The following is a 21,871-nucleotide window of genomic DNA, read 5'->3' on the forward strand; positions in this document are numbered from 1 at the left end:
TCGGGCATGCAGACCCAGCGGGACCACGTCCACGCCTATCAGACGCTCGTCGGGCGGATGAGCGCCGCGCTGCTGCTCGGTGACACCAACTACAGCGAGCCGCCCGCGCGGCGCGCGTTGACGGGCATGGTCTTCGGCGTCGTGCTCGCCCTGCTCGTCGGCGTGGCGTTCTGGGTGTACGGGTTGATCAACCCCGGCGGCAACATGGCCTGGCGCAAGCCCGGAGTCATCCTGGTGGAGAAGGAGACCGGAGCGCGCTACGTCTACCAGCGCGGTGTGCTCGTCCCGGTCCGCAACCACGCGTCGGCGATGCTGGTGCAGGGCCAGGGCGCTCGCACCGAGAGCATCTCGCGCGCGTCGCTGAGCGAGCTGGAGCGAGGTCTGCCGATCGGCATCCCCGACGCGCCCGACTCGGTCCCGGCGCCGGACGGTTTGGTCACCGGGTCGTGGCTGCTGTGCCTGCCGCAGCCCGTTCCGGGAACGGGCCTGATGAGCGTGAACCTCAACCCGGACGCGGAGTCCAAGCCCATCGCCGCTGATGAGTACCTGTGGGTGGGCGCGGCTTCCGGCACCCAGTACCTGGTGTGGCAGAACCAGAAGCTGAGCCTGGCCGACCAGAGCGTTCCGGTAGCGCTCGGGCTGGGCACCGGGACGCCGCCCACCGCGCCGCCCGCGTGGCTTTCGGCGTTGCCGGACGGACCTGTGATCGGCGCGGCGCAGATCCCGGGTGCGGGCACCGGCAGCACGAAGATCGGCGGAGCGCCGCACACTGTCGGGACCGTGTTCCGCCAGGTCGCAGGCAACGGCGTCGAGCAGTTCTACGTCCTGCGCGCAGACGGGCTGGCGCCGCTGTCGCGGACCGAGTCGGCGCTGCTCCAGGCCAAGTCGGGCAGGGCGGCGGTGGCGGTCGACGCCGCTGACGTCGCGAGCGCGCCGCGTTCGGCGGACACCTCGTTGACCACGCGGATCCCGGACCTGCTCACGGCGCGGTCGCTGGTCGCGGGGGAGCGGTCGTTCTGCTTGCGGCAGAACACGTTCCAGACCCGAGTGGTCAGCGAGGCGGTCACCGCCGAGCGCAGGTTCGCCTGGATCGGGACGAACACCGAGATCGGCGCCTACGTCAAGCCCGCGACGGGGATGCTCGTCGCGTCGGTGCCCGCGCCGACCGGCCCCGGGGCCAAGCCGGAGCGCTTCCTGATCACCGAGCGCGGCTTCAAGTACGCGCTCACCAGCGACGAGACCATCCAGGCGCTGGGCTTCGGCGGCCTGACGCCGCGCCCGATGGCCGCCGAGGTGCTCGCGGCGATCCCGAGCGGACCCGCCCTCAGCCGCACCGCGGTGGGCGTGATCGAGAAAGGACGTGGCTGAGATGGCCCTGCTGACCAAGCGCCGCACCGATCACGAGGGCGGTCCGGAGATGACCAGCCACACCGTCGGCAACGCGCTCGTGGTGCACCCCAAGGACAACCTGCGCAGCGAGATCCGCGACTTCGCGCTGTCCCTTGCCCAGGACCCCGACCACGAGCTGGTCGTGGTCGACCTGCCGGCGGACAGCCCGTTCTCGGCGTGGGAGTCGGCCGCGCGGCTGCTGCCCCGCAGGCGCAGGGGCGTGCGGCTGGTGATCGGCGGCCGGTCGAGGGAGACCACGGCGCTGGCCGGCCAGTGGCTCTCGGAACGCCTGGGGCGCACGGTGATCGCGCCCGACGGCACCGTCATCCCCGGCGTCGGCGGCTCGTTGTTCGTCGACGCCGGGCGGGGCAGCGGCTGGGTGCGTTTCCAGCCTGGCAAGCCGCCGCGCTGGGAGGCCAAGCGGTTCCCGCGCCCCAGCTGGGAGTCGGAGTCGCTGGCCGAGATCGTGCCCACCAGCTCCACCGGCGTCGCCGAGCCACTGCCCGGCGGCGTGTGGCTGCGGCCCCGCGCGCCGGAGACCGTGCTGCGCGGGCACCGGGCGCGGCTGATCGAGACCCTGCCCTGCCAGCCCGATGTGTGCACGGTCGTCCTGGGCTGCCCCGGCGCCGCGCCGGTCTCGCTGGACGACGTCACCCGCTTCTGGGGGTGGCTGCCGGAGACCGTGCGCAGCCGCATCCGGCTGGTGCGGTTCGGCCCGGTGTCCTCAGTGTCCAACTCGGACGGTCTGTCCTACGGTCAGGGCCTGGCCAACGCCCTTGGCGAGTCCGTGGTCTGCTACGCGGGCATCCCGGTCGGGTCGCGGACCGATCCGGCCATCTACACCGTGCAGTTCGACGGGACGCTGGGCTGGCGGACGTTCGCGCAGGAGTTCGGCTACGTGCCCCTGGCGCCCGGACAGCCCGCCCCGCCGCCGTTCCTGGTGAGCCACCGCGCTCCGGTGTTCGGCGTGCAGGAGGTGGCCCCGGCGGTCTACTGGTACGCCCCGGACGCGGTCCTGGAGATCGTGCAGTCCGGGCTCTGGCTGCGCCCGCCGCACGAGCTGGCGCACTCCACCGCCGTGCGCTCCGCCGCGCCCGACGCCGGGCGGCACCAGGTGCTGTTCGAGGCGGGCACCGACGAGATGGCCGGGCGGATGCGGCAGCTCGCCGAGGACGTCCTGGCCCGCCTCGACGGCGCGACGCGCAGGCTGAGCGCTCTGCTGCCCGCATCGGCGGTGGCGAACGCGCCGATCAAGGTCGTCGGCCGTGCGATGGCTGCCATCGAACCCGCGCAAGAGACAGCCGCGGAACCGGCTGAGGAGCCTGCTGCGGAGTCCACTGTGGAGTCCTCGCTGGACTCTTCGGTGGAGGCCGTAGAGGAGTCCATTGTGGACGGGAGCGCCATCCGCGCCGCGCTGGAACCGGCTCAACCCCCGGAGCCCGCTGCCTTGCGGCTGGAGAGCTCGCCGGTCCCCGACGGCTTCCTCAGCGAGGTGCCCGCCGTGGAACCGGAACCGGAGCCCGCGCCGGTCCAGGTCGCACCGGCTCCAGCTCCGGCTCCGGCACCCGCCCCGGTCGCGGAGGCGCGAGTGGAGGAGGCCGCCGAGGCGGTCGCGACGATCCAGCCCACGCCCTCGACGGCCGCCGCGGCGCTGCTGCCCAAGCGCGGCCTTGACGAGGAGCGCACGTGGCTGCGGCGGACGCTCAGCCGCGAGTACGCGGCGGTGGCGAACTCGGTGGCCCGCGTGCTCTCCGAGCACCCGGGATTCCAGGGCGCGCTGGAGCGGTCCTCCGGCCGCGTGCTGACCGACGCGGTCGCGGTGCGCCTGTACCTGTCCGCCGAGGGCGACGAGGTGGACCTGCCGCTGCGGCTGGCCGCCGTCGGCCCGCACGTGCCCTTCGCGCGCTGCGTGGTCTCCGGGCTGAGCAGGCTGCCCTCGCACCGCGGCGCCACGGTGTTCACGCTGTCGCCGACGCCGGAGGAGTGGGAGCTGTACCGGAGCCGGAAGCTCTTCACCGAGTGGGGTTTCGTCAACGCGCTCACCGCGCCGTGCGCCGGGCAGCGGGGTGAGGTCGACGTGCTGCTGTGGTCGATGACCTCACGCCGGACGAAGCTGCTCGAACCCGAGACCGGGGCGACCGCCGACCGGGTGCTGTTCGTGCCCGGCACGAGCTTCAAGGTGCTCGACCTGACCGAGCCCGCCGAGGGGCGGCGCGGTCAGGTCCTGCTGCGGGAGCTGGCGGCCGGGGAGATCGACTCCTCCGGCCGGGTCGACCGCAACCGGCTGTCGCTGGACGAGCTCGCGGTCAACTCGCTGCGCCGCTGCGCGCGGACCTGGGCGGAGGCCAAGGGGAAGGTCCGCGTCGCCGAGTCCTCGGCGCGGCGGTTCCAGACGTTGCCGGGCCTGGTCCAGCCGGTCCGTTCGGAAGGGTGAGGGGCGATGAACCGACAGCTTCTGGTGGTGGCGGCGGACCGGCCGGGTTCGTTCCCGACGATCGGCGCGGCGCTGCGCAACGCCAGGGACGGGGCGATGATCAGCGTCATGCCGGGCCGCTACGAGGAGAACCTCGTGCTGGACCGGATGGTCACCCTCACCGCCGAGGAGGGGCCCGGCACGGTGGAGGTGCTGGTCCGCACCGGCAGCGCGGTCGTGGTGGACGCGGAGGCGGCGCAGCTGTCCGGTCTGGTGCTCAGCTGCGCCGACGGCAGCCTCGCCGCGCTCGACGTGCGGCGAGGCGAGGTGGCGCTCGACGACTGCCGGGTCTCGGCCTCGTCGTGGGCGGCCGTGCTGGCCCGGGGCCAGGGTTGTGTTGTGCTGCGCGGCTGCTCGGTCACCAGCAGCGGAGGCGCCGGGCTCGTCGTGACCTCGCCGCTGCCGAGCACCGTCGAGGACACCGAGATCGCCGAGGTGGCGTCCTCCGGTGTTGTTGTGGCGGAACAGGGTTCGCTGGTGCTGCGGCGGGTGGTCGTGCGCAAGGCCGGGGGCAACGGCGTGTGCGTCAACGGGCGGGCGCACGCCGTCGTCGAGGACTGCCGGATCGTCGGCGCGGGCAAGCCCGCGCTGGTGGTGGAGCAGGAGGCCAGCGCGGACATCCGCGACGTCACGGTCAGCGAGAGCGCGAACCTCGACCTGTACGTGACGAGCACGGGTGAGGTGTCGGTCGCCGACTCCGACTTCACCGGCGCGGGCATGCAGTCGGCGCACATCGCCGGGGGCGCGTCACCTCTGCTGCGGGGCTGCCGGTTCACCTCCGCCGCCCGCAACGCCGTCCAGGTCACCGGCGGCTCTTCGCCCCGGTTCGACGACTGCCAGGTGTCGGACAGCCCGATGGGCGTCGTCGTGGACGGTGCCGCCACGCCGCGTTTCACCGTGCTGCGGGTCGAGGGCACGACGCACGGCTCGGTGCTGGTCGGCGCGGGGGCCGAGGTCGAGCTCGGCGGCCTGCGGGCCACCACGTCGGCCGGGCCCGCCGTGCTCGTCAAGGCGAAGTCGACGCTGAAGCTCTCCGACGCGGCGATCGAGGTCACCGACGCCGTCGGGTTCGCACTGACCGAGGACTCCGCCGCCGAGGTGACCGACCTGCGGGTCAGCGGGACCGCGCAGCGCCTGGTGTCGCTGTCCAACGGTGCCAGGGGAGTCCTCACCTCCGCCCAGCTGCGCGGCGGTGGGTTCCACGTCGACGACGCCGAACTGTCCATTCAGGACAGTGAGGTCGTCGGCGCTGCGGAGGACGGCATCGGCGTGGACACCGGCGGCACCCTGCGGGCGGTGCGGTGCCGGGTGCGCTCGGCACGGCGGCACGGCGTGCACGTGCGCGGCGGGGCGCGCGCGGAGGTCCGCGCCTGCGAGGTCACCGCGAGCGCGGGCGACGGTGTGCTGCTGGACACCGAGGAGGCCGTGACCGTCACCGACTGCACGATCACCGGCAGCGGCGGCAGCCCGGTGCACCGCCGGATCGAGCACGACCGGCTCACCGTCGCGGAGATCGTCACCGATGACCGCCGGGCCCCCGAGCGCGCGGAGGTCCCGCCCCGGCAGCCGGAGCCGGTCTCCGCCGAGGAGCCCAGCTCGCTCGGCGACGCCGCCGGCGCCATGCTCGACGGGCCGCTGGCCGAGCTGGACACGCTCGTCGGCCTGGACGGGGTCAAGCGCGAGGTGATCGGGCTGATCAACCTCATCAAGATGACCCAGCGCCGCCAGGAGATGGGCCTGCCGATGCCGCCGATGAGCAGGCACCTGGTGTTCGCGGGCCCGCCGGGAACGGGCAAGACGACCGTGGCCCGGCTCTACGGCGCGGTCCTCGCCGAGCTGGGCATCCTGGAGCGCGGCCACATGGTCGAGGTGGCGCGGGCCGACCTGGTCGCCCAGTACATCGGAGCCACCGCGATCAAGACCGCCGAGGTGGTCGAGAAGGCGATGGGCGGCGTGCTGTTCATCGACGAGGCGTACACCCTGTCCAGCCAGTCCGGCGGCAGCGGCCCGGACTTCGGGCAGGAGGCCATCGACACGCTGATGAAGATGATGGAGGATCACCGCGACGAGCTGGTCGTCATCGTCGCGGGCTACTCCGAGCTGATGGAGCGGTTCCTTGCCTCCAACCCCGGTATGGCCTCGCGGTTCTCCAAGACGGTCGAGTTCCCCAACTACAGCGTCGACGAGCTGGTCACCATCACCACCAACCTGTGCCGCAAGCACTACTTCGAGCTGACCGACGACGCGGTGCGGGCGCTGGTCGACTACTTCGAGCGCGTGCCGAAGAACGACACCTTCGGCAACGGCCGCGTCGCCCGCAAGCTGTTCGAGGCGATGGTCAGCAACCAGGCGTCCCGCCTCGCGCTGAACCCGCCGTCGAAGGACTCGGAGCTGAGCAGGCTCACCGCGCAGGACCTGGACACCGAGCTGGCGGCCCTGGCGGAGGTGGCGCCCCGGTCGGAGCGGCCCGACGCGGCGACGGACCCCGCGGCCGCGGTGCGGGCGAGCCTGGGGTGGCGGCGGTTGTCCGGGCTGTGCGGGCTGGAGCCGGTCCGGGAGGCCGCCGGGCAGAACCTGGTCCGGCTGTGCGACCTCAACAACCGCAGGAAGTCGTTGGGGCGTCAGGCGAACATCGTGCTCTCCGGCCGGTCCGGAACGGGGCGCCGGGCGGTGGCGGCGCTGTACGCCCAGTGCCTGACCGAGCTCGGCCTGGTCGGCGGCGGGCACCTGGTGCGGGTGTCCGTCGGCGGGGACCTGTGCCCGCGCTGGCCCGGTCAGGCCACGAGCCTGGTCGCCAAGGCGTTCGAGGACGCCACCGGCGGAGTCCTCGTGCTCGACGCCGACGAGGAGTGGGTCACCGACTCCGCCGAGCGCCGCGCGGAGACCGTCGACGCGCTGGCCGAGGCGATCACGCGCAACCCGGCGGGGCCGGTCGTGCTGCTGGTGGGCGAACCGGCCGCGCTGGCCCGGCTCTCCGACCTCTCCAGCACCTTCGGCGGGTGCTTCGCACAGCGCTGGGACTTCGGCGAGTACGACGGCGCGCAGCTGACGGAGCTGGCGGTCCGGCACCTCGTGCGGCGCGGGCACGAGGTGCCGGAGGAGGTGGCGGCGGCGCTGCGGGAGCTGCTGGCCGGCGAGAGCGACCGCACCGCGCGGGGAGCGCATCGGCTCGCGCACCGGCTCGCGACGACGGCCGCCTCCCGCACGCTCGCCGCCGCCGACCTGCACGCGCTCGCCCGCACCGACCTGACGGCTCTCTCGCTGGACGAGGGGCTCGCGTCGGTCGGCTGAGTGGCGATAAGGGAAGAACACCCCTTCACCAACGCGCCGTCCGCGCCTCGGCTCCTTGCCCACAACCGCCCGGCCCCGTGCACTGGAACAGCATCGACGTCAGGAGGCACGCCGTGTCCACTTCGTACACCGAGCAGGTCGAGCACCTGATGGCGCAGTACCGCGAGCAGTACGAAGCGCTTCAGCGGACCCAGCGGCGGCTTCGCGAGATCTCGTGCACGGTGACGGCGCCGAGGCAGACGGTGTCGGTGACCGCCGGGCACGGTGGGGTGATCACGGACGTCAAGTTCCCCACCGGTGCCTACAAGCGGATGGCGCCCGCCGAACTGGCGGCGGCGGTGCTCAGCACCATCACCGAGGCCCAGGACAAGGCGGCAGCCGAGGCGGCGGAGGCGGTCGCGCCCTCGCTGCCCCCAGGTGTTGACGCCCGGAAGCTGTTCACCGGCGATGTCGACCTCCAGTCGCTGTTGTCGCCGGAGCCGCAGCTGAACGACGCCGTCCGCGACGTGATGAACATCCGGGACTGAAGCCATGGCGAAGACGAACACCGGTGGCGGCTCCTACTCGGGGAGCAGTTCCCCACCCGGCGGCAACGGGGGCTCGGAGTTCTACGGCGGCTCCGAGCCGATCACCGTCAACACGGAGGGAATGCGCCGAGGAGGGCTCGGCTATCGCGGAGTCGGAGACGGCTTCCGGGGGTTCGCCCAGCACCACGAGCAGTTGCTGAACTACGAGCCGCTGGTCAACGGCGAGTCGGACGAGACGTGGGACAAGTTCTCGCCCGGCTACAAGCAGGGCTCCCAGAAGTTCGTCGACGGCGTGCACAAGCTCGCCAAGGCGGCCTACGCGGTCGCCGACGGCGTGGCGCAGATGGCCGCCGGGTACGAGAAGACCGAGGAGAACGCCATCGAGCTGGGGCGCAACGCCCTGTTCCTCCAGGGCCCTCCGCCGGGCAGCAACGGCGGCAACGGCAACGGTCCTGGCGCCCCCGCACGGCGCATGAACGCGCTCGCCCCGATGCGGCGCTCGGAGAAAGCCGTCCCGGCCGCCACCGTGAAGTTCGTCGACCAGCACGGGAACCCGACGGATCCTGACATCCGCATTCCCGAGGTCCCGAAGGTCGTCACGAACTCGGCGGGAGAACCGGTCGGAATCCTCGCCCCCGCGGGCACGTCGTTGCGGGACAACGGCAGGCGCACGGTCTTCATGGGCAAGGACGGCGAGGAGAAGGGGTTCTTCCAACCCCTGCGCGGCCACGCGTTCGACGAGGTGCCGCGCAGCGAGCTCCAGCCGGTGACGACGGTGATGAAGTTCGTTGACCCGCAAGGAGAACCGGCCGACCCCGACTTCGGCATCCCGGAGGCCCCGCAGGTCCTGGTCAACGCGCGGGGCGAGGAGATCGGCGTCCTGGCCCCCGCGGGAACAGCATTGGAGGACAATGGGAACCGCACGGTGTTCGTGGGCAGGGATGGTACGGAGAAGGGGTTCTTCCAACCCTTCGGCGACCACACGTTCGACGAAGCCCAGCGCGGCGAGCTCCGGCCGGCCGTGCGACTGCTGCCCATGGCCACTGAGGTCGGCATCCCGGAGGTTCCGCAGATCCTGACCAACGCCGACGGGGAGGAGATCGGGCTGCTCGCCCCGGCGGGCACGCCGTTCGAGGAGACCGACGACCGGCAGGTCCTGCGCGACGACCAGGGCAGGGAGATCGGGTTCTTCCAGCCGTTCGGCGACCACACGCTCGACGAGGCCCAGCCGGGCCTCGCCCGCCGCCCGACGCTGCCGCGCGGCTCCGACTGAGCGCAGCCCGCCGATGGACATCAAGTTCGACCCCGACTTCGACTGGGCGTGGATCCTGCTCGCGGGCCAGAAGGCGCCAAGGGTGGACGTCGCCGCCACCCGGGGGCTCGCCGAGAACTGGAACGGCAGCGCCCAGGTCCTGGCGTCGCTGGGGGCCCGGCTGGTGGAGCTGTCCTCGGCGGTGGAGCAGTCGGTCGGCGGCCGGGTGGCCCGCGCCTTCCGCGAGTTCGTCGGCAACCTCGCCGAGTCGGTGCCGGGGCTGGTGAACCTGGCCAAGCGGCAGGCGGACAGCCTGATGAAGCTCGCGCTCAACGTCGAGCACGCGATCTACTCGATGATGATCGAGATCGCGTTCTTCCTCGCCTCGATCGCCTGGGCGCTGGCGAGCCCGTTCACCGCCCCGCTGGTCCCCGCGATCATCACCAGCGCCCGCGTGGCGATCAGCCGCATCCTGTCCAAGATGCACTGGGTCGTGCGCCTGCTCGTCGAGGCGCTGCAGGAGGGCATCGAGGAGGTCGTCCAGGACGCGATCGCCCAGATCATCCAGTTCCTGGAGGGCAACCGCACCGAGTGGGACGTGCAGAACACCGTGGTGTCGGCGATCGCGGGCGCGGCGGCGGGCGGGCTGATGGGCGGCATGCACATGGCCGGGAAGAACTGGGTGCCGAAGTTCGAGGACACCATCGTCTTCCACGGGCTCACCGAGGCCACCGCGGACACGCTGGTGGGCATCGGCGCGGCCCTGGCCCTGGGCAACAGCCTCAACGACGTGTGGACGGGCACCGTCGGCGGCGCGTTCACCGGCGGCGCCCAGAAGGCCGCGGACGACTTCGGCGACAGCATCGGCCCCGACGCGGACGCGACCCCCGAGGTCGACGTCCCGGACATCTCCGGCTTGGACGACATCGGCGCCGGGTTCGGCGCGGGTGGTGGCCAGAACGGCCTCCCCGGTGGTCAGTCCACTTCGGACGGTTCTGGTGGGCAGGGCGGTTCTGGTGGGCAGGGCGGGGACCGGTCCGGTTCCGCTGGCGGTGCTTCGGGTGGTGCATCTGGTGGTGCGGACCAGGGGAGTGGCGCTTCGGGCGGTGCCAGCCACGGTGGGAGCGGCCAAGGCGGCGCGAACCAAGGCGGTCTCGGCCAGGGAGGCGCCGGTCAGGGGAGCGTCACGCCGGGCGGCGCGGGCCAGGGTGGTGTTGGCCAGGGTGGCGCGGCTTCTGGTGGCGCGAACCAGAGCGGTGGCAGTTCGGGCGGTGCGAACCAGGGGGGCGCGAATCATTCCGGTGCCAACCAGAACCCGGTGGGCCAAGGGGGAACCAACCAGGGCGGCGTCCACGACAGCGGGAGCGACCAGGGCGACGTCACGCCGGGTGGCGTCAACCAAGGGACCGCGAACCAGAACGGAGCCGAGGACGGCCAAGCCGGTCGGGGAAACGCCACGCCCGGTGGCACCGATCAGGGCGACGTGACGCCGGGTGGCGCGAGCCAGGACAGTGCGAACCAGGACAGGGCGAACCAGGGCGAGCCGAGTCAGGGCGGAACCACCCCGGGCAGCGCGGACCAGGGCGGCGGGGACCACAGTGGGACCACTCCGGGCGGCGTGACGCCGGGCGGCGTGGACCAGAGCGGCGGCAACCAGAACGGCCAGAACGGGGCGAACCAGAACGGCACCAACCCGAGCGGGGCGAACCAGAACGGTACCAACCCGAGCGGGGCGAACCAGAACGGGGCGAACCAGAACGGCGGCAACCCGAGCGGCGGCAACCCGAGCGGCGGCAACCCGAGCGGCGGCAACCAGGACGGCGGCAACCAGGACGGCGGCAATCCGACTGGCACGGACCCGACTGGGACCACCACGATCGGCACCAACCACAGCGGTACCAGCCCGACCGGCACCAGCCAGAACGGGACCAACCCGACCGATGTCGACGCGACCGGCGCCACCCAGAACGGAACGGGCCACAGCGGGACGAGCCCGACCGGCGCCACCCAGAACGGAACGGGCCACAGCGGGACGAGCCCGACCGGCGCCACCCAGGGCGGAACGGGCCAGAGCGGGGCGAACCAGAACGGGCCGGTCCGGGGCGGAGGCTCCCAGCACGACGGCGCTCCCGGCGGAACCTCGACCACCGCGCAGGGACAGACGCCACCCCCGGTCGCGGTCACGCCGACCCCGGCGCCGGAGATCGTTCTGCCGCACCAGGTCCCGGCTCCTGAGTCCGATGTGGACAGTGATGGAACCGGTCAACCCGCAGCGGAGCAAGGGGATCGCGGCCCCGTCGCTCCGCCGGTCACCACCCAGAACCCCCAAGCCAGCCAGAACCCCCAGGTCACCCAGAACCCCCAGGCCACCCAGACCAACCAGAGCGCCCAGACCGGCCAGAACACCCCGAACACCCAGTCGCAGCCCGCACCGCAGCCTTCGCGCCCGATCCCACCGGCCGCGACGCCGCAGGCGCGGGTGACCCCGGAGATCTCCCTGGACGTCGATGTCCCGCAGGCGCCGCCCCCGGTGGTGGCCGACTTCGCGGGCGAGCTGAACGGCAGCACCACCTGGGAGGCGAGCCACGCCGCGCCGGGTGATCCCTTCCGGAACGTCGTGCAGCTGCTGGGGCAGCCCCGGGTGGACACCACGCACCTGTTCGGGGAGCTGCATCGCCTGATGGGGCAGCCGGACCACGCCCAGCAGGTCCCGGATCGCCTCGCCGACCCGCTGTCGGAGGCGGTGGCGGGTGGGCGGCTGCGGCGGGTGGACTACGACCGCGCACTGGAGATCATGGGGCTGTCGCACACCTTCATGGCCAACCCCGCCGATGACCGCAGGGTGGAGTCCACCGCCGTACCGCCCGGCGGGAACCCCTCGCAGCTGCACCAGGTTCAGGACCTGGCCACCGCCGTGCGCGCGAGGGTCCAGCAGCGTGACTTCGACGCCGCGATGGCGCTGCTGGGCCAGCTCGGCCGCGACCAGCAGGCGATCTGGGCGGTGAAGGACGCTTACCGCACTCAGTTCGGCAGCGAGCTGGACAACGACCTGCGCGGTCTGCGGCCGTCCGGGTCCGGTTACGTCGATCACCGGCTCGGGTCCTCCAGCGCCGCGCCGGTGTCCCAGGAACAAGCCCTCAGCTGGTACGAGCAGCTGCGCAACCTGACGTTCGATCACCACGCCTCGGGGAACACATCGGTGCCCTTCGACCACCCCGAGGACGGTTGCTACCTGCGTGCCCACCTCGCGGCGTTGGCGTTGCAGCAGCTCGGCGCGCGGCCGTACAAGATCTTCACGGCCAGGGTCGACCCGTTGCTGGAGGTCTACTCCACCAACGCCCAGGGCGCGCTGAGCGCGGTGCCCCAGTCGGTGCAGTGGCGCTACCACGTCGCCGCGGTGGTGAAGGTCGAGGGGCAGCACGGCCCGTGGTGGGCGGTGTACGACCCGGCCATGGGGGCGGGGCTGCTCAGCGCCGAGCAGTGGCTGGCGCAGATGGGGCTCAACGACACCAACACCCGCTACTTCGAGGGCTCCGTGGAGACCGTCCAGCTCTCGTTGTTCGCGGACTGGATGGCCAATCCGGACGCCTGGCAGGACGGGACCTGGCCGTCGGGGCAGGCGGTGGCGCTGATCACCGACGCCCAGGCGTACGGGTTCCCCGGTCCGCTGACGGTGGCCCCCGGGTCGTTGCAGGAGACCGACACGCTGGTCCGGGAGAACGCGGACCTGTTGCGGGACCACGCGATCCGCGCGGCCGAGCGGCGGGCGGACCGGGCGCTGGCGGACGCGGTGATCACCGCCCAGATCGGCGGGATGGCCGGACAACCCGACCTCGTGCTCCCGCTGCTGACCCAGGTGGCGGAGCAGGAGCCGGTCGGCGTGCTCGGGGTCCTTGACCGCAATCCCGCGATCCGCCAGATGCTCTCGGGGCTGCTGCCCGGACAGGACTTGGCGATCGACATCGCGCTCATGCCGCCGATCGACTGGGGCGCGGACGCCTTCGCCGGACTCGGCGACATCGCGGTGGACGCGCCGATGGGCCTGGATCAGCCCTTCGACTTCGACATGTTCGTGGACTTCGACGCCGGCCACTACGCGCCCCAGGCCCCGCCACCGACCGCCACCGAGAACGGGCAGACGTCCACCGCACCGACTGAGACGCGGGACGTCCCGCCGATCTCGCGCGACAACCTCGACAATGCGCCTGTCCACCAACGGGGACGCATCCGGCAACTGCCCGGTCGCACCGCCGTGGAGCGCTCAGCCTTCGAGGTCCGGCGAGCCGTCGAGAACGGCGACACCGTCACCGAGGTGACCGTCGTCATCGACCTGGACCCGGACCATCGGATGGACCAGCAGACCCGGGACGCGGTGTGGGCGGACGCGCGGCGCGGAGTGGACCAGCACTTCAACGCGCCCGATCTGCGGCTGCCCAACGGTGATCGCTTCCGCGTCCGCATCCAGCAAGCGACCGGCGACGGACCCGTGCACCACCGCGTGCGGCTCGGCACCGACAGAAGGACCGACCAGACGCACTGGCAGCCAGGACAGCCCGCCGTCACCTACGCGCACGAGGTCGGTCACATGATCGGCCTGCCCGACGAGTACTCGGCGAGCGATGGCGGTCTCGACGTCGTCGGCAGCCTCATGGGACGCAACACCGAGGTCGCCCCGGACGGCCAGGTGCGCCCCATGCCGGACGTGCGGATGCCCGAGCGGTACCTCCAGGTGATCGCGCTGCACATCGGTGAGGTGCCCGTGCACCAAGGCACGCGGGATGACGTAGAGTCCACAGTGGACAACGAACCGACCGGTCGCGCCGCCGAGTTCCGCTCGGCCCGGACAGCGATCGGCAAGCTCAGCTCCGACGTCGCCGAGTCACTGACACAGCGGGCCGAGGCCATCCTCGGTGACGCCAACGTAGACCCGGACCACCGTGAGGACATTGTTCTCGCGGTCGCCCGAGAACTTCACCGCGCGGGGGAGCAGGAAGCCCAGGATCTCGCCGAGCAGCTTCGGCAGGAGTTCCCCCACCAGGACCCGCCGCCGACCGCGCGGCAGGTGCGGGACAACCTGTCCGCCTACCTCCGGGACAGCCGGTCCCTCGGCCCGGCGCGTCAGCTCGACACCACCCGCGGACCGGGCCGCGACGTCGAGGCGCAGCTGCGCCGGATCGCTCCCCACGTGCGGCAGTGGGAGGGCGTGGAAGCGGTGCAGGGCCAGGTGGACGGCAACATCGGCTCCCTGCTCGGCGATGGCAGGACGTTCACCGTCAAGGGCGACGGCAAGCACTACGAGTTCACCATCGGCGCGCGCTTCGACTGGCAGGACGTGCAACCGTTGCGCGCCAGCGAGGACCCGCTCAGCTCCTCGTCGAAGGTCAAGCGCAAGACGACCACGACGCACACCGACGTCCGCGAGAACAGCATCAGCCCTGTGGTGGGGTTCACCGGAACGCCCGGCTTGATCGTGCAGGTCAACCCGACGATCCCGATCGCCCCGACCACCGAGGTGGGCACCGAGCTGAAACAGGAGTTCGGCGACTCGACGAAGGTCGAGGTGAGCAAGGCGCACGACGTGACGGTCGCGGTGCGGCTGGACTTCTCGCTCGTCAACGAGCGCGGAGCCCGCGTGCGGTCGCCGGAGACCGACGGCTACGGCCGCACCACCACCCAGGCGGAGGTGGACCTCAGCGTTCCCACCGAGCTGTCCTCGGACACCGACGCTGGATCGCGCGTGATCCGGCACTCCCCGGACGGGTCCGCGCACCGCGTCGGCGCGCAGCGGCGTCGGCGGCTGGCCGCCGAGGGCATCCGGCCGCTCACCACGCCACCCCCGAAGAAGTTCGCGGTGGAGGCGGTCAGCGTCGACCACGGGCTGTTCCCGTCCTTCTTCGACCAGACCGTCGTCCGGCTCGGCCACCGCTTCCGCCACGCCACCGCGATCGGCTCGCACGGCCGCGAGGTGCTGCGGGACTTCCTCAGCGACGCCAGCATCCAGTCGAAGCTGCCGAAGATGGCCGTGTTCGACGGTGAGGCGAACCCGGACGCCGGGTGGGTCCGCTCCGAACCGATCTTCAAGGGGCGCAACCGCGGCGGCTTCGAATGGTCGCCCAAGAGCACCGCGGTGGAGATGCGGGCCGTCGCCCGATGGGTGCGCGTTGATGGCACCAAGTCCAAGGTGACCACGACCGACACCCGGCGCGACCATTTCGCGCACTCCGACCGGAACGGCACCAAGCGCCAGGGTGGGGTGTCCGGTTTCGTCGGCGGTGGCTTCGACTTCCAGCAGAAGGCCACCGCGGCGGTCGGTGCGACGTTCGGCGTCAGCGGGGAGAAGGGGCACAAGAACCAGCAGGACCACTCGATCGCGGGCAAGGACAAGATCGAGGTCACCGGGGACGCGGTCCGCTACGAGCTGGTCTACGACATCGAGGTGCGCCCGGTCGGCATGCGCGGTCGCAGGCTCAACGGCACGGTCACCGGCTACCAGTGGACGACCAAGGACCGGGCCGACCGCGCCGGGCTCACCGACTCCACGGCCCAGGACGACGGGTTCCGCTCGGGGGAGGACCGGACCCACTTCGGACCTGCCGAGCTCGAACGCGGCCAGGTCTCGATGGGCGTGTTCGAGGAGTTCACCAGCGGTGACGGCTTCTACCAGGCCGTCGCGCCGCTGCTGCGCAAGGTGCCGCTGCGCAAGGGGTGGCACCTCAGCACGAGCAAGTTCGTCCGTCAGTTCGACGATCCGGCGTTCTCCGGCGGGCTGTCCGCCAAGGTCGCCGACATCCTGGCCCGGGAAGACCGGCTGCGCACGGCGCTGTCCGACCAGGAGCTGGCTCACCTCGTCGATCTCATGCTGGGCCCCGGGCTGGAGATCCCCTTGGTGCGCAAGGGTTTCCTGCACGACTACCACACCACGGTCACCCTCAAGGCGACGATGGGCGAGCTCCGCGACGGCGACCTGCTGGACGCGGAGGCGGTGAAGGACGTCCAGCGGACCAAGGACGTCGTCGCGGGCGAGGGCACCGGGAGCAAGGAGCTGACCGCGGGCGGCGGCGTCCAGGGGCGGGTGATGGCCGGTCTCGGCGGGAACACCCGGACCAGCTTCTTCGGCGTGCTCCTCATGGGTGTCCGGGGCTCTCGCACGTGGTCCAAGTCCGCCTCGGTCACCTCCGGCGGCAACACCAACCTCGACCGGAAGCGAGGCGACGCGCTCGCCGAGGACGGCAAGGTCGGCGACCGGTCCTTCCGCCAGTTCCGTGCCGACCTGACCGTCAGCGCCGAGATCACCGCCGACGTCCGGCTCAACCGCGCGGCACGCAAGATCAGCTTCGGTTCGCCCGGACGGAGCCTGCCCAAGTCCCGTGCGCTGCCCGCGCCGCCGAGCACGACGATCGACGTGCGGATGCTGATCCCCGAGGTCTACGTCAGCCGGACCGACCCCCGGCCGGAGCCGGAGGCGGAGCGTCCCCCGAACCAGCCCCTGCCCAGCCCACCGGCGCCGCGGTCGCTGCCGCCAGGGACGTCCCGGTCCTTCGACGGCGTTGAGGTGGTCGCCTTCACCGGCGCCGCCGCGCTCAAGCAGTCCGCGCACGACATGCTCACCGATGCCTCCGGCGGTGACCCGATCATCCGCTTCCGGGACGGCAAGATCTCCGACATCCTCGGCAACCGGCTCGCCCCGGAGGTGCTGACGAGGGATCCCCGGCTGTTCAGCAGGCCCACCGTGGTCGAGGGGCTGCACCACCCGCGCCGCCGCGAGGACCTGTTCGCGTCCGTGGGAGTGTCGTTCAAGCCGACGCTGTCGGCGCGCCAGGTCACCGCCGAGGAGTACGAGGAAGCCACCCGGGAGATCGCGGGCAGCAGCAAGGTCACCGGCACCGGCGGCGTCAACGACCAGTACGGCGGCTACGTCGTCGGCGTCGGCATCCCCGCGAGCAAGAACGCCGAACCCACCGGCGGCAACGAGGTCAGCCCGCGCGGAGTCATCGTGGTGTCGGCGTCCCCGTACAGCGTCAGCCGGGGCACGAAGACCACCGGCGAGCTGGAGAGCGGCGAACGGCTCACCATCACCGAGCTGCCGCAGAAGAAGGTCCTCGCCCGCATCGACATCCACGCGGCCGTCGTCGCCGAGGCCCAGCGCAAGGGCAACCTGGACTTCGACATCACCTCGCCGAAAGACCCGCGCAAGGCGGGGGAGCTCATCACGCTGCCCGAGTCCGCGCTGGTCTGGCTCACCCCCAAGCAGCTGGAGGAGCTGAGCACCGGACGGCCGCCCCAGGAGGAGGAGCTCACCGCACCCCCGGACGACCGAGGCGTGCACGTGCCGTCCTCACTGCGTCCGGACGAGGTGGCGAAGCCGTCGATCGGACTCGGCGGTGTGATCGACCCGATCGACCTGACCGAGCAGATTCCCTTGCTGCGCCAGGACTTGACGCGCGAACTCGGCGCGAAGGTGGCACAGCGGCTTCTGCCGAGCAGCTCGGTGGAGACCGGACACGCCAACCACGCCGAGCTCATGCGGTTCCTCTCCGACGCCAACCGCATGGTCCACGGCCTGGTCAACGGCGGTCAGATCGCGCCGCTGCGGCTGGAGGACCGCTTCAGCGGCAAGACCTACTACGTCTCGGTCGACGCGAAGTTCACCGAAGCGCCCACAACGGGCGGCATCAAGCACGTCGGCAAGCTCAAGGTCACCAACACGGCGAAGCTGGGCACCAAGGAGGAGCGGAGCAGGGGACGCACCTTGCTGACCCTGCTCGCCTCGGCGCGCCCGGCCATGGGCATCAAACAGAAGACCGACTCGCCGCCACCGGGACAGCCGCTGCCGACGACCGGGAACGGACCTGCCAGCGGCGTGGTCGGCGCCGGTGCGGGCGTCGAGGTCGAGATCGGCGCGCGGGAACGCAAGAAGACCGACACCACCGCTGTCGAGTACTCCCAGTCCGGCGAGACCAGCGGCCCCGTCGCCGAGCACCGCGGGCGGCTGGAAGTCGACCTGCGCATCGAACGGCACGGCCGCACTGTGGCCTCGGCACCCGTGGTCCGGCAGATCGGGATCACCAAGCTCGCCGAGGAGTCCTTCCCGACACCGGAGCTGGACGGCAGGCTCGGCGCGGCGGAGGACACCAGGAGAGTGACTGCCACCCAGCTGTCCCCGGACACGTTGCGGGACTGGCGAGGGCAGCGCGAGGACGGCACGCCCGCGCCGCCGATGCCCAAGACCGGCACCTACTGGGCTGAGCATTTCTTCGGCGACATCGAGGTCATGCGGGAAGCAGCACGCCAGGCGCTGAGGGACTCCGGGGCGACGGTGACGCCGCAGGCCGAGGCGGCGCTGCGAGCCGGACTCACCCCGGCCACGGTGAAGGCGGCGTTGTCGGCAGGACTCGACGGGACGTTCCGGCTCTCGCTGCCCGCCGGGCTGGACCGCGACCTGGAGATGCACATCCGGCTCCCGCGTCCTCCCCGGTTCGCCAGCACCAGCGCGGCCGTCGAGGTCTCCTCCTCGCGGTCCACGACCGACGAGGAGGAGTCCGAGGTCGTCACCGGGCACGGGGCCAAGGTGATCCAGACGGCGCCCTTCGGTTCCGGTGGTGTCGCGCCCCCGGCGGGCAAGGACGACCTCAAGGAGGGACGCAAGGCCTTCGGCGACAAGGGAGCTTCCGGCGCTCGCCAGGTCACGGTGCTGGAGTCCCAGCCCTCGGCGAAGCTCACCAAGACCGCGAAACTCCACTCCTACCGGACCAAGGACCCGCAGTCGGCGACGGCGGTCAAGAGCGACGAGAAACTGACGCGTGCCGTGCTCTCCGGTGCGGACTTCCGCTTCGTCGCGCGACAGACGTCCTCCCCGATGTTCGGTGACCGCAAGGTCGCCGGGCGCGAGGTCCGCGTGCACGACGGTTACGCGCTGCGGATGCGCGACAGCGACGCGCAGACCATGACCGGCCACACCCTGCCGGAGTCACTCGTCAAGGCGACGAAAGACTTGGCGGACAAGGGAAAGAAGTGGTCGGAGGCAGTGCGCAAGCAGCAGGCCGCCCGCGCAGGGGCCGAGACCTCCGAACGCTCGCTGGACGCCGAGGACGGTCGGACGGCGCAGCAGCGGGAGAACCGGGATCGCCAACTGCGCGAGCTGACGCGGAGCATCACCGCGCAGGAGGAGCGAGTGCGCGAGCTGCGGGAGGAGTTCACCACCGACACCAAGCTGCTGGCCGGCGCGAAGAGCGATGTCGACATGCTCGCCGCGCTCGTGCTGGCGGCGGAGACCGACCAGGAACGCTCGGACCTCCAGTCAGCGCTGGACGAGGCGATCGCGGCCGCCAGCCAACGCGCGGAGGACCGATCCGCCGCGAGGACCCGGCTGGCCGAGGCCGAGGCCGAGCTGCGTTCCCTGGTCGACCGTCGGCACCGGCTCCGCACCGGCCCCACGCCGCAGTCGGACCCCGAGATCCTGGCGCGCCACACCGAGGCCCTGGAACGGGAGCGTGCGGCGGCTCGCGCCGAGCAGGCAGCGGAGCAGGCGTGGTGGGACGCCAAACACGCCTACGACCGCGAGATCGCCGCCATCTACGCGGCACAGGTCCCCGAGCCCGTCCGGCACCAGGAAGAAGACCTGCCGGGCGACCACCTGCCGGGCGAGTCCCACGAGATGCGGAACCTGGTCCTGGGCGACACCTGACCCGGGCACGCCGGAGCCGGTCGCTCAGCTCGCGGCGAGCGCGGTGAGCACGGCCCTGGCGGTGGCGTCGCTGGACTGGGGGTTCTGACCGCTGATCAGCGTGCCGTCCACGACAACCTTGCTGGTCCACGGCGCACCGGTCTCGACGATCGCGCCGAGCTCACGCAACCGCGACTCGACGAAGTACGGGGTGTTCTCCCCGACCCCGCCCTCGCGCTCCTCGGTGTCGGTGAAGGTGGTCAGCCGCCTCCCGGCGAAGGCGAAGCCGCCGTCGGTCTGGGTGGTGCTCAGCAGGGCGGCCGGCCCGTGGCACAGCACCGCGATGACCTTGCCCTGCGCGTCGGCCTCCCGCAGCAGCCTGCCGAGGTCGGGGTCGGTGGCGAGGTCCGCCATGGGCGCGTGGCCACCGGGGACGTAGACCGCGTCGTAGTCGGCGACGTCCACCGCCGACAGCGCCAGCGGGTGAGCCAGCTCCTCGGTGAGCCCGGCCAGCAGTGCCCGGAAGCGGTCGGCGTCACCGGGCTCGACCCCGCCGCGTGCGTCCAGGCTGATCGGATCGACGGTGGGGGCGGTTCCGCGCGGGGTGGCGAAGGAGACCTCCATCCCGGCGTCGCGCAAGACCTGGTGCGAGACCGCGAGCTCCTCGGCCCAAAACCCGGTCGGGTGCTGCGTGCCGTCGGCCAGCGTGAGGGAGTCGGCCGCGGAGACGACCATCAGAACCTTTGCCATCACATGCTCCTGTGGTGTGGGTGAACGTCGCTGGCAACGACTCTCGCACCGGGCTTCTTCCGCCCCCAACACGACAGTCATCACCAGACTTATGACTGAGCAGTGGCCGACGAGCAAGACCTACTACCACGACCACTCCGCGTCCTGCACCTGGTACCACCCCCTCACCATCGCTCCTCGCGCTCCTCGCGCTCCTCGCGCCCCTCGCCCACTCACCCCCTCGCCCTCGTGCGCCCCTCACCCCCTCACCCCCTCACTCCCTCACCCTCGTGCGCTCCTCACCCCCGTGCCCCCGTTTCGCGTTTTGTCACCTTGATGCGAAATGGGAGCGCTCTTTTGCGCATCAAGGTGACAAAACGCGAAAACCCCGGCCGCGCCAGTCAGCTGAGGCGCACGCCGGGGTACGGGGGTACGGCGGCCGCGTCAGTCGGCTGAGGCGCACGCCGGGGCACACCGGGGTACGGGGGCGGCGCCAGCTCGGGGCGTCGGGATGACGTGTAGGTCAGGCGCTTGCAATTCGAGTGTCCTTGCGCTCATTGAGTCGCGCAACCTGGTCACGTGTTATCACTTTGCTTATGACTCTGCCGGACCTCGACCTGCTGGCCACCTTCCTGGAGGTGCATCGAGGCGGGTCGCTCACGGTCGCGGCGACGCGACGGGGACTGAGCCAGCCCGCGGTGACCGGCCAGCTCGCCCGGCTGGAGCGGCAGGTGGGCGAGCCGCTGTTCGTCCGCACCAGGCGAGGCGTCGTCCCCACGGAACGGGGCGACGCCCTGGCGCGGGCCGTCGGCCCGCATCTGGACCAGCTCTCCGCGGCTCTGCGGGCCGACAGCGGTGTTCCCTCGGGCGTCGTGCGGGTCGGTGGTGCCGCCGAGCTGCTCGCGCTGCGGGTGCTGCCGACCCTGGCACCCCTTGCCGTGGGCGGGTTGAGCCTGCGGGTCGTGACCGGGCTGGCGCAGCCCCTGCTCGCCGCGCTCGCCGAGGGGGAGCTGGACCTGGTCGTCTCCGCGATCAAGCCGCCCGGCAACGCCTTCGCAGCGACACCGCTGGCCGACGAGGAGTTCATCCTGGTCGGCCCGGTCGCGCTGGCCCGCACCGTGGACCGCGCCCTGCTCGCCAGCGACCCCGCCGCCGCGCTGAGCCACCTTCCCCTGGTCGCCTACGCCGAGGACCTGCCGATCGTGCGCCGCTACTGGCGCACGGAGTTCGGTCGCAGGCCCCCGAATCCCGTCTCGGTGGTCGTGCCCGACCTGCGTGCCGTGCTCGCCGCGGTGGTCGCCGGTGCCGGGGTGTCGGCGCTGCCGCGCTACCTCGCCGAGCCCGCCTTGGCCGGTGGCTCGGTGGAGGTGCTGCACGAACCGCAGGTCCAGCCGTTGAACACGCTGTACCTCGCCGTGCGGCGCGGCGGACTGACCGACCCGGCCACCGCGCTGGCGCACGATCACCTGCTGGCCAAGGCGCGGACGTGGGGCGCGCTGTAGCGGCTTGATCATCTCAGCGGTCCGCGACACCATGTGGGGCCGGAG

The 21,871-nt window shown here is 71.9% G+C and carries 8 protein-coding genes; 7 read left to right on the plus strand and 1 reads right to left on the minus strand.

Translation table 11 applies throughout. From position 1 onward, the window contains the following. Positions 1-6 precede the first annotated feature (6 nt). The 6 genes from eccB (at position 7) to ACFFQA_RS34265 (ending at position 19,616) form a co-directional block, all read left to right on the plus strand. Entirely contained in the window at positions 7-1,368 is a 1,362-nt protein-coding gene (eccB, locus tag ACFFQA_RS34240; RefSeq protein WP_377861320.1) for a type VII secretion protein EccB, read from the plus strand. Then, the gene (locus ACFFQA_RS34245) at positions 1,361-3,823 is read left to right on the plus strand and encodes a hypothetical protein (RefSeq protein WP_446681698.1); all 2,463 of its coding nucleotides are present in this window, start codon (positions 1,361-1,363) and stop codon (positions 3,821-3,823) included. The genes eccB and ACFFQA_RS34245 overlap by 8 nt, the downstream gene beginning before the upstream one ends. A gap of 6 nt (positions 3,824-3,829) precedes the next feature. After that, a complete protein-coding gene (locus ACFFQA_RS34250) occupies positions 3,830-7,153 on the plus strand; it encodes a right-handed parallel beta-helix repeat-containing protein (RefSeq protein ID WP_377861322.1) in 3,324 nt (1,107 codons plus the stop codon). Between the two features lie 113 nt (positions 7,154-7,266). Continuing rightward, the gene (locus ACFFQA_RS34255; protein WP_377861325.1) at positions 7,267-7,680 is read left to right on the plus strand and encodes a YbaB/EbfC family nucleoid-associated protein; all 414 of its coding nucleotides are present in this window, start codon (positions 7,267-7,269) and stop codon (positions 7,678-7,680) included. 4 nt (positions 7,681-7,684) lie between these two features. After that, positions 7,685-8,953 (plus strand): hypothetical protein, encoded by a 1,269-nt coding sequence (locus tag ACFFQA_RS34260; RefSeq protein ID WP_377861328.1) that lies wholly within the window; start codon positions 7,685-7,687, stop codon positions 8,951-8,953. 13 nt (positions 8,954-8,966) lie between these two features. Then, complete coding sequence (locus ACFFQA_RS34265; protein ID WP_377861331.1) at positions 8,967-19,616, plus strand: protein-glutamine glutaminase family protein; 10,650 nt, start codon at positions 8,967-8,969, stop codon at positions 19,614-19,616. Between the two features lie 24 nt (positions 19,617-19,640). Here the strand turns inward: ACFFQA_RS34265 and ACFFQA_RS34270 are convergent, their stop codons facing one another. Next, positions 19,641-20,345 carry a type 1 glutamine amidotransferase domain-containing protein gene (locus ACFFQA_RS34270; protein WP_377861333.1) on the minus strand — a complete coding sequence of 235 codons (705 nt, stop codon included), beginning with the start codon at positions 20,343-20,345 and terminating at the stop codon, positions 19,641-19,643. A gap of 575 nt (positions 20,346-20,920) precedes the next feature. On the opposite strand from ACFFQA_RS34270, the gene ACFFQA_RS34275 reads away from it, so the two are divergent. Next, positions 20,921-21,826 (plus strand): LysR family transcriptional regulator, encoded by a 906-nt coding sequence (locus tag ACFFQA_RS34275; protein ID WP_377861336.1) that lies wholly within the window; start codon positions 20,921-20,923, stop codon positions 21,824-21,826. Positions 21,827-21,871 lie beyond the last annotated feature (45 nt).

The organism is Allokutzneria oryzae (genome assembly GCF_042429765.1).
Taxonomy (GTDB): Bacteria; Actinomycetota; Actinomycetes; order Mycobacteriales; family Pseudonocardiaceae; genus Allokutzneria; species Allokutzneria oryzae.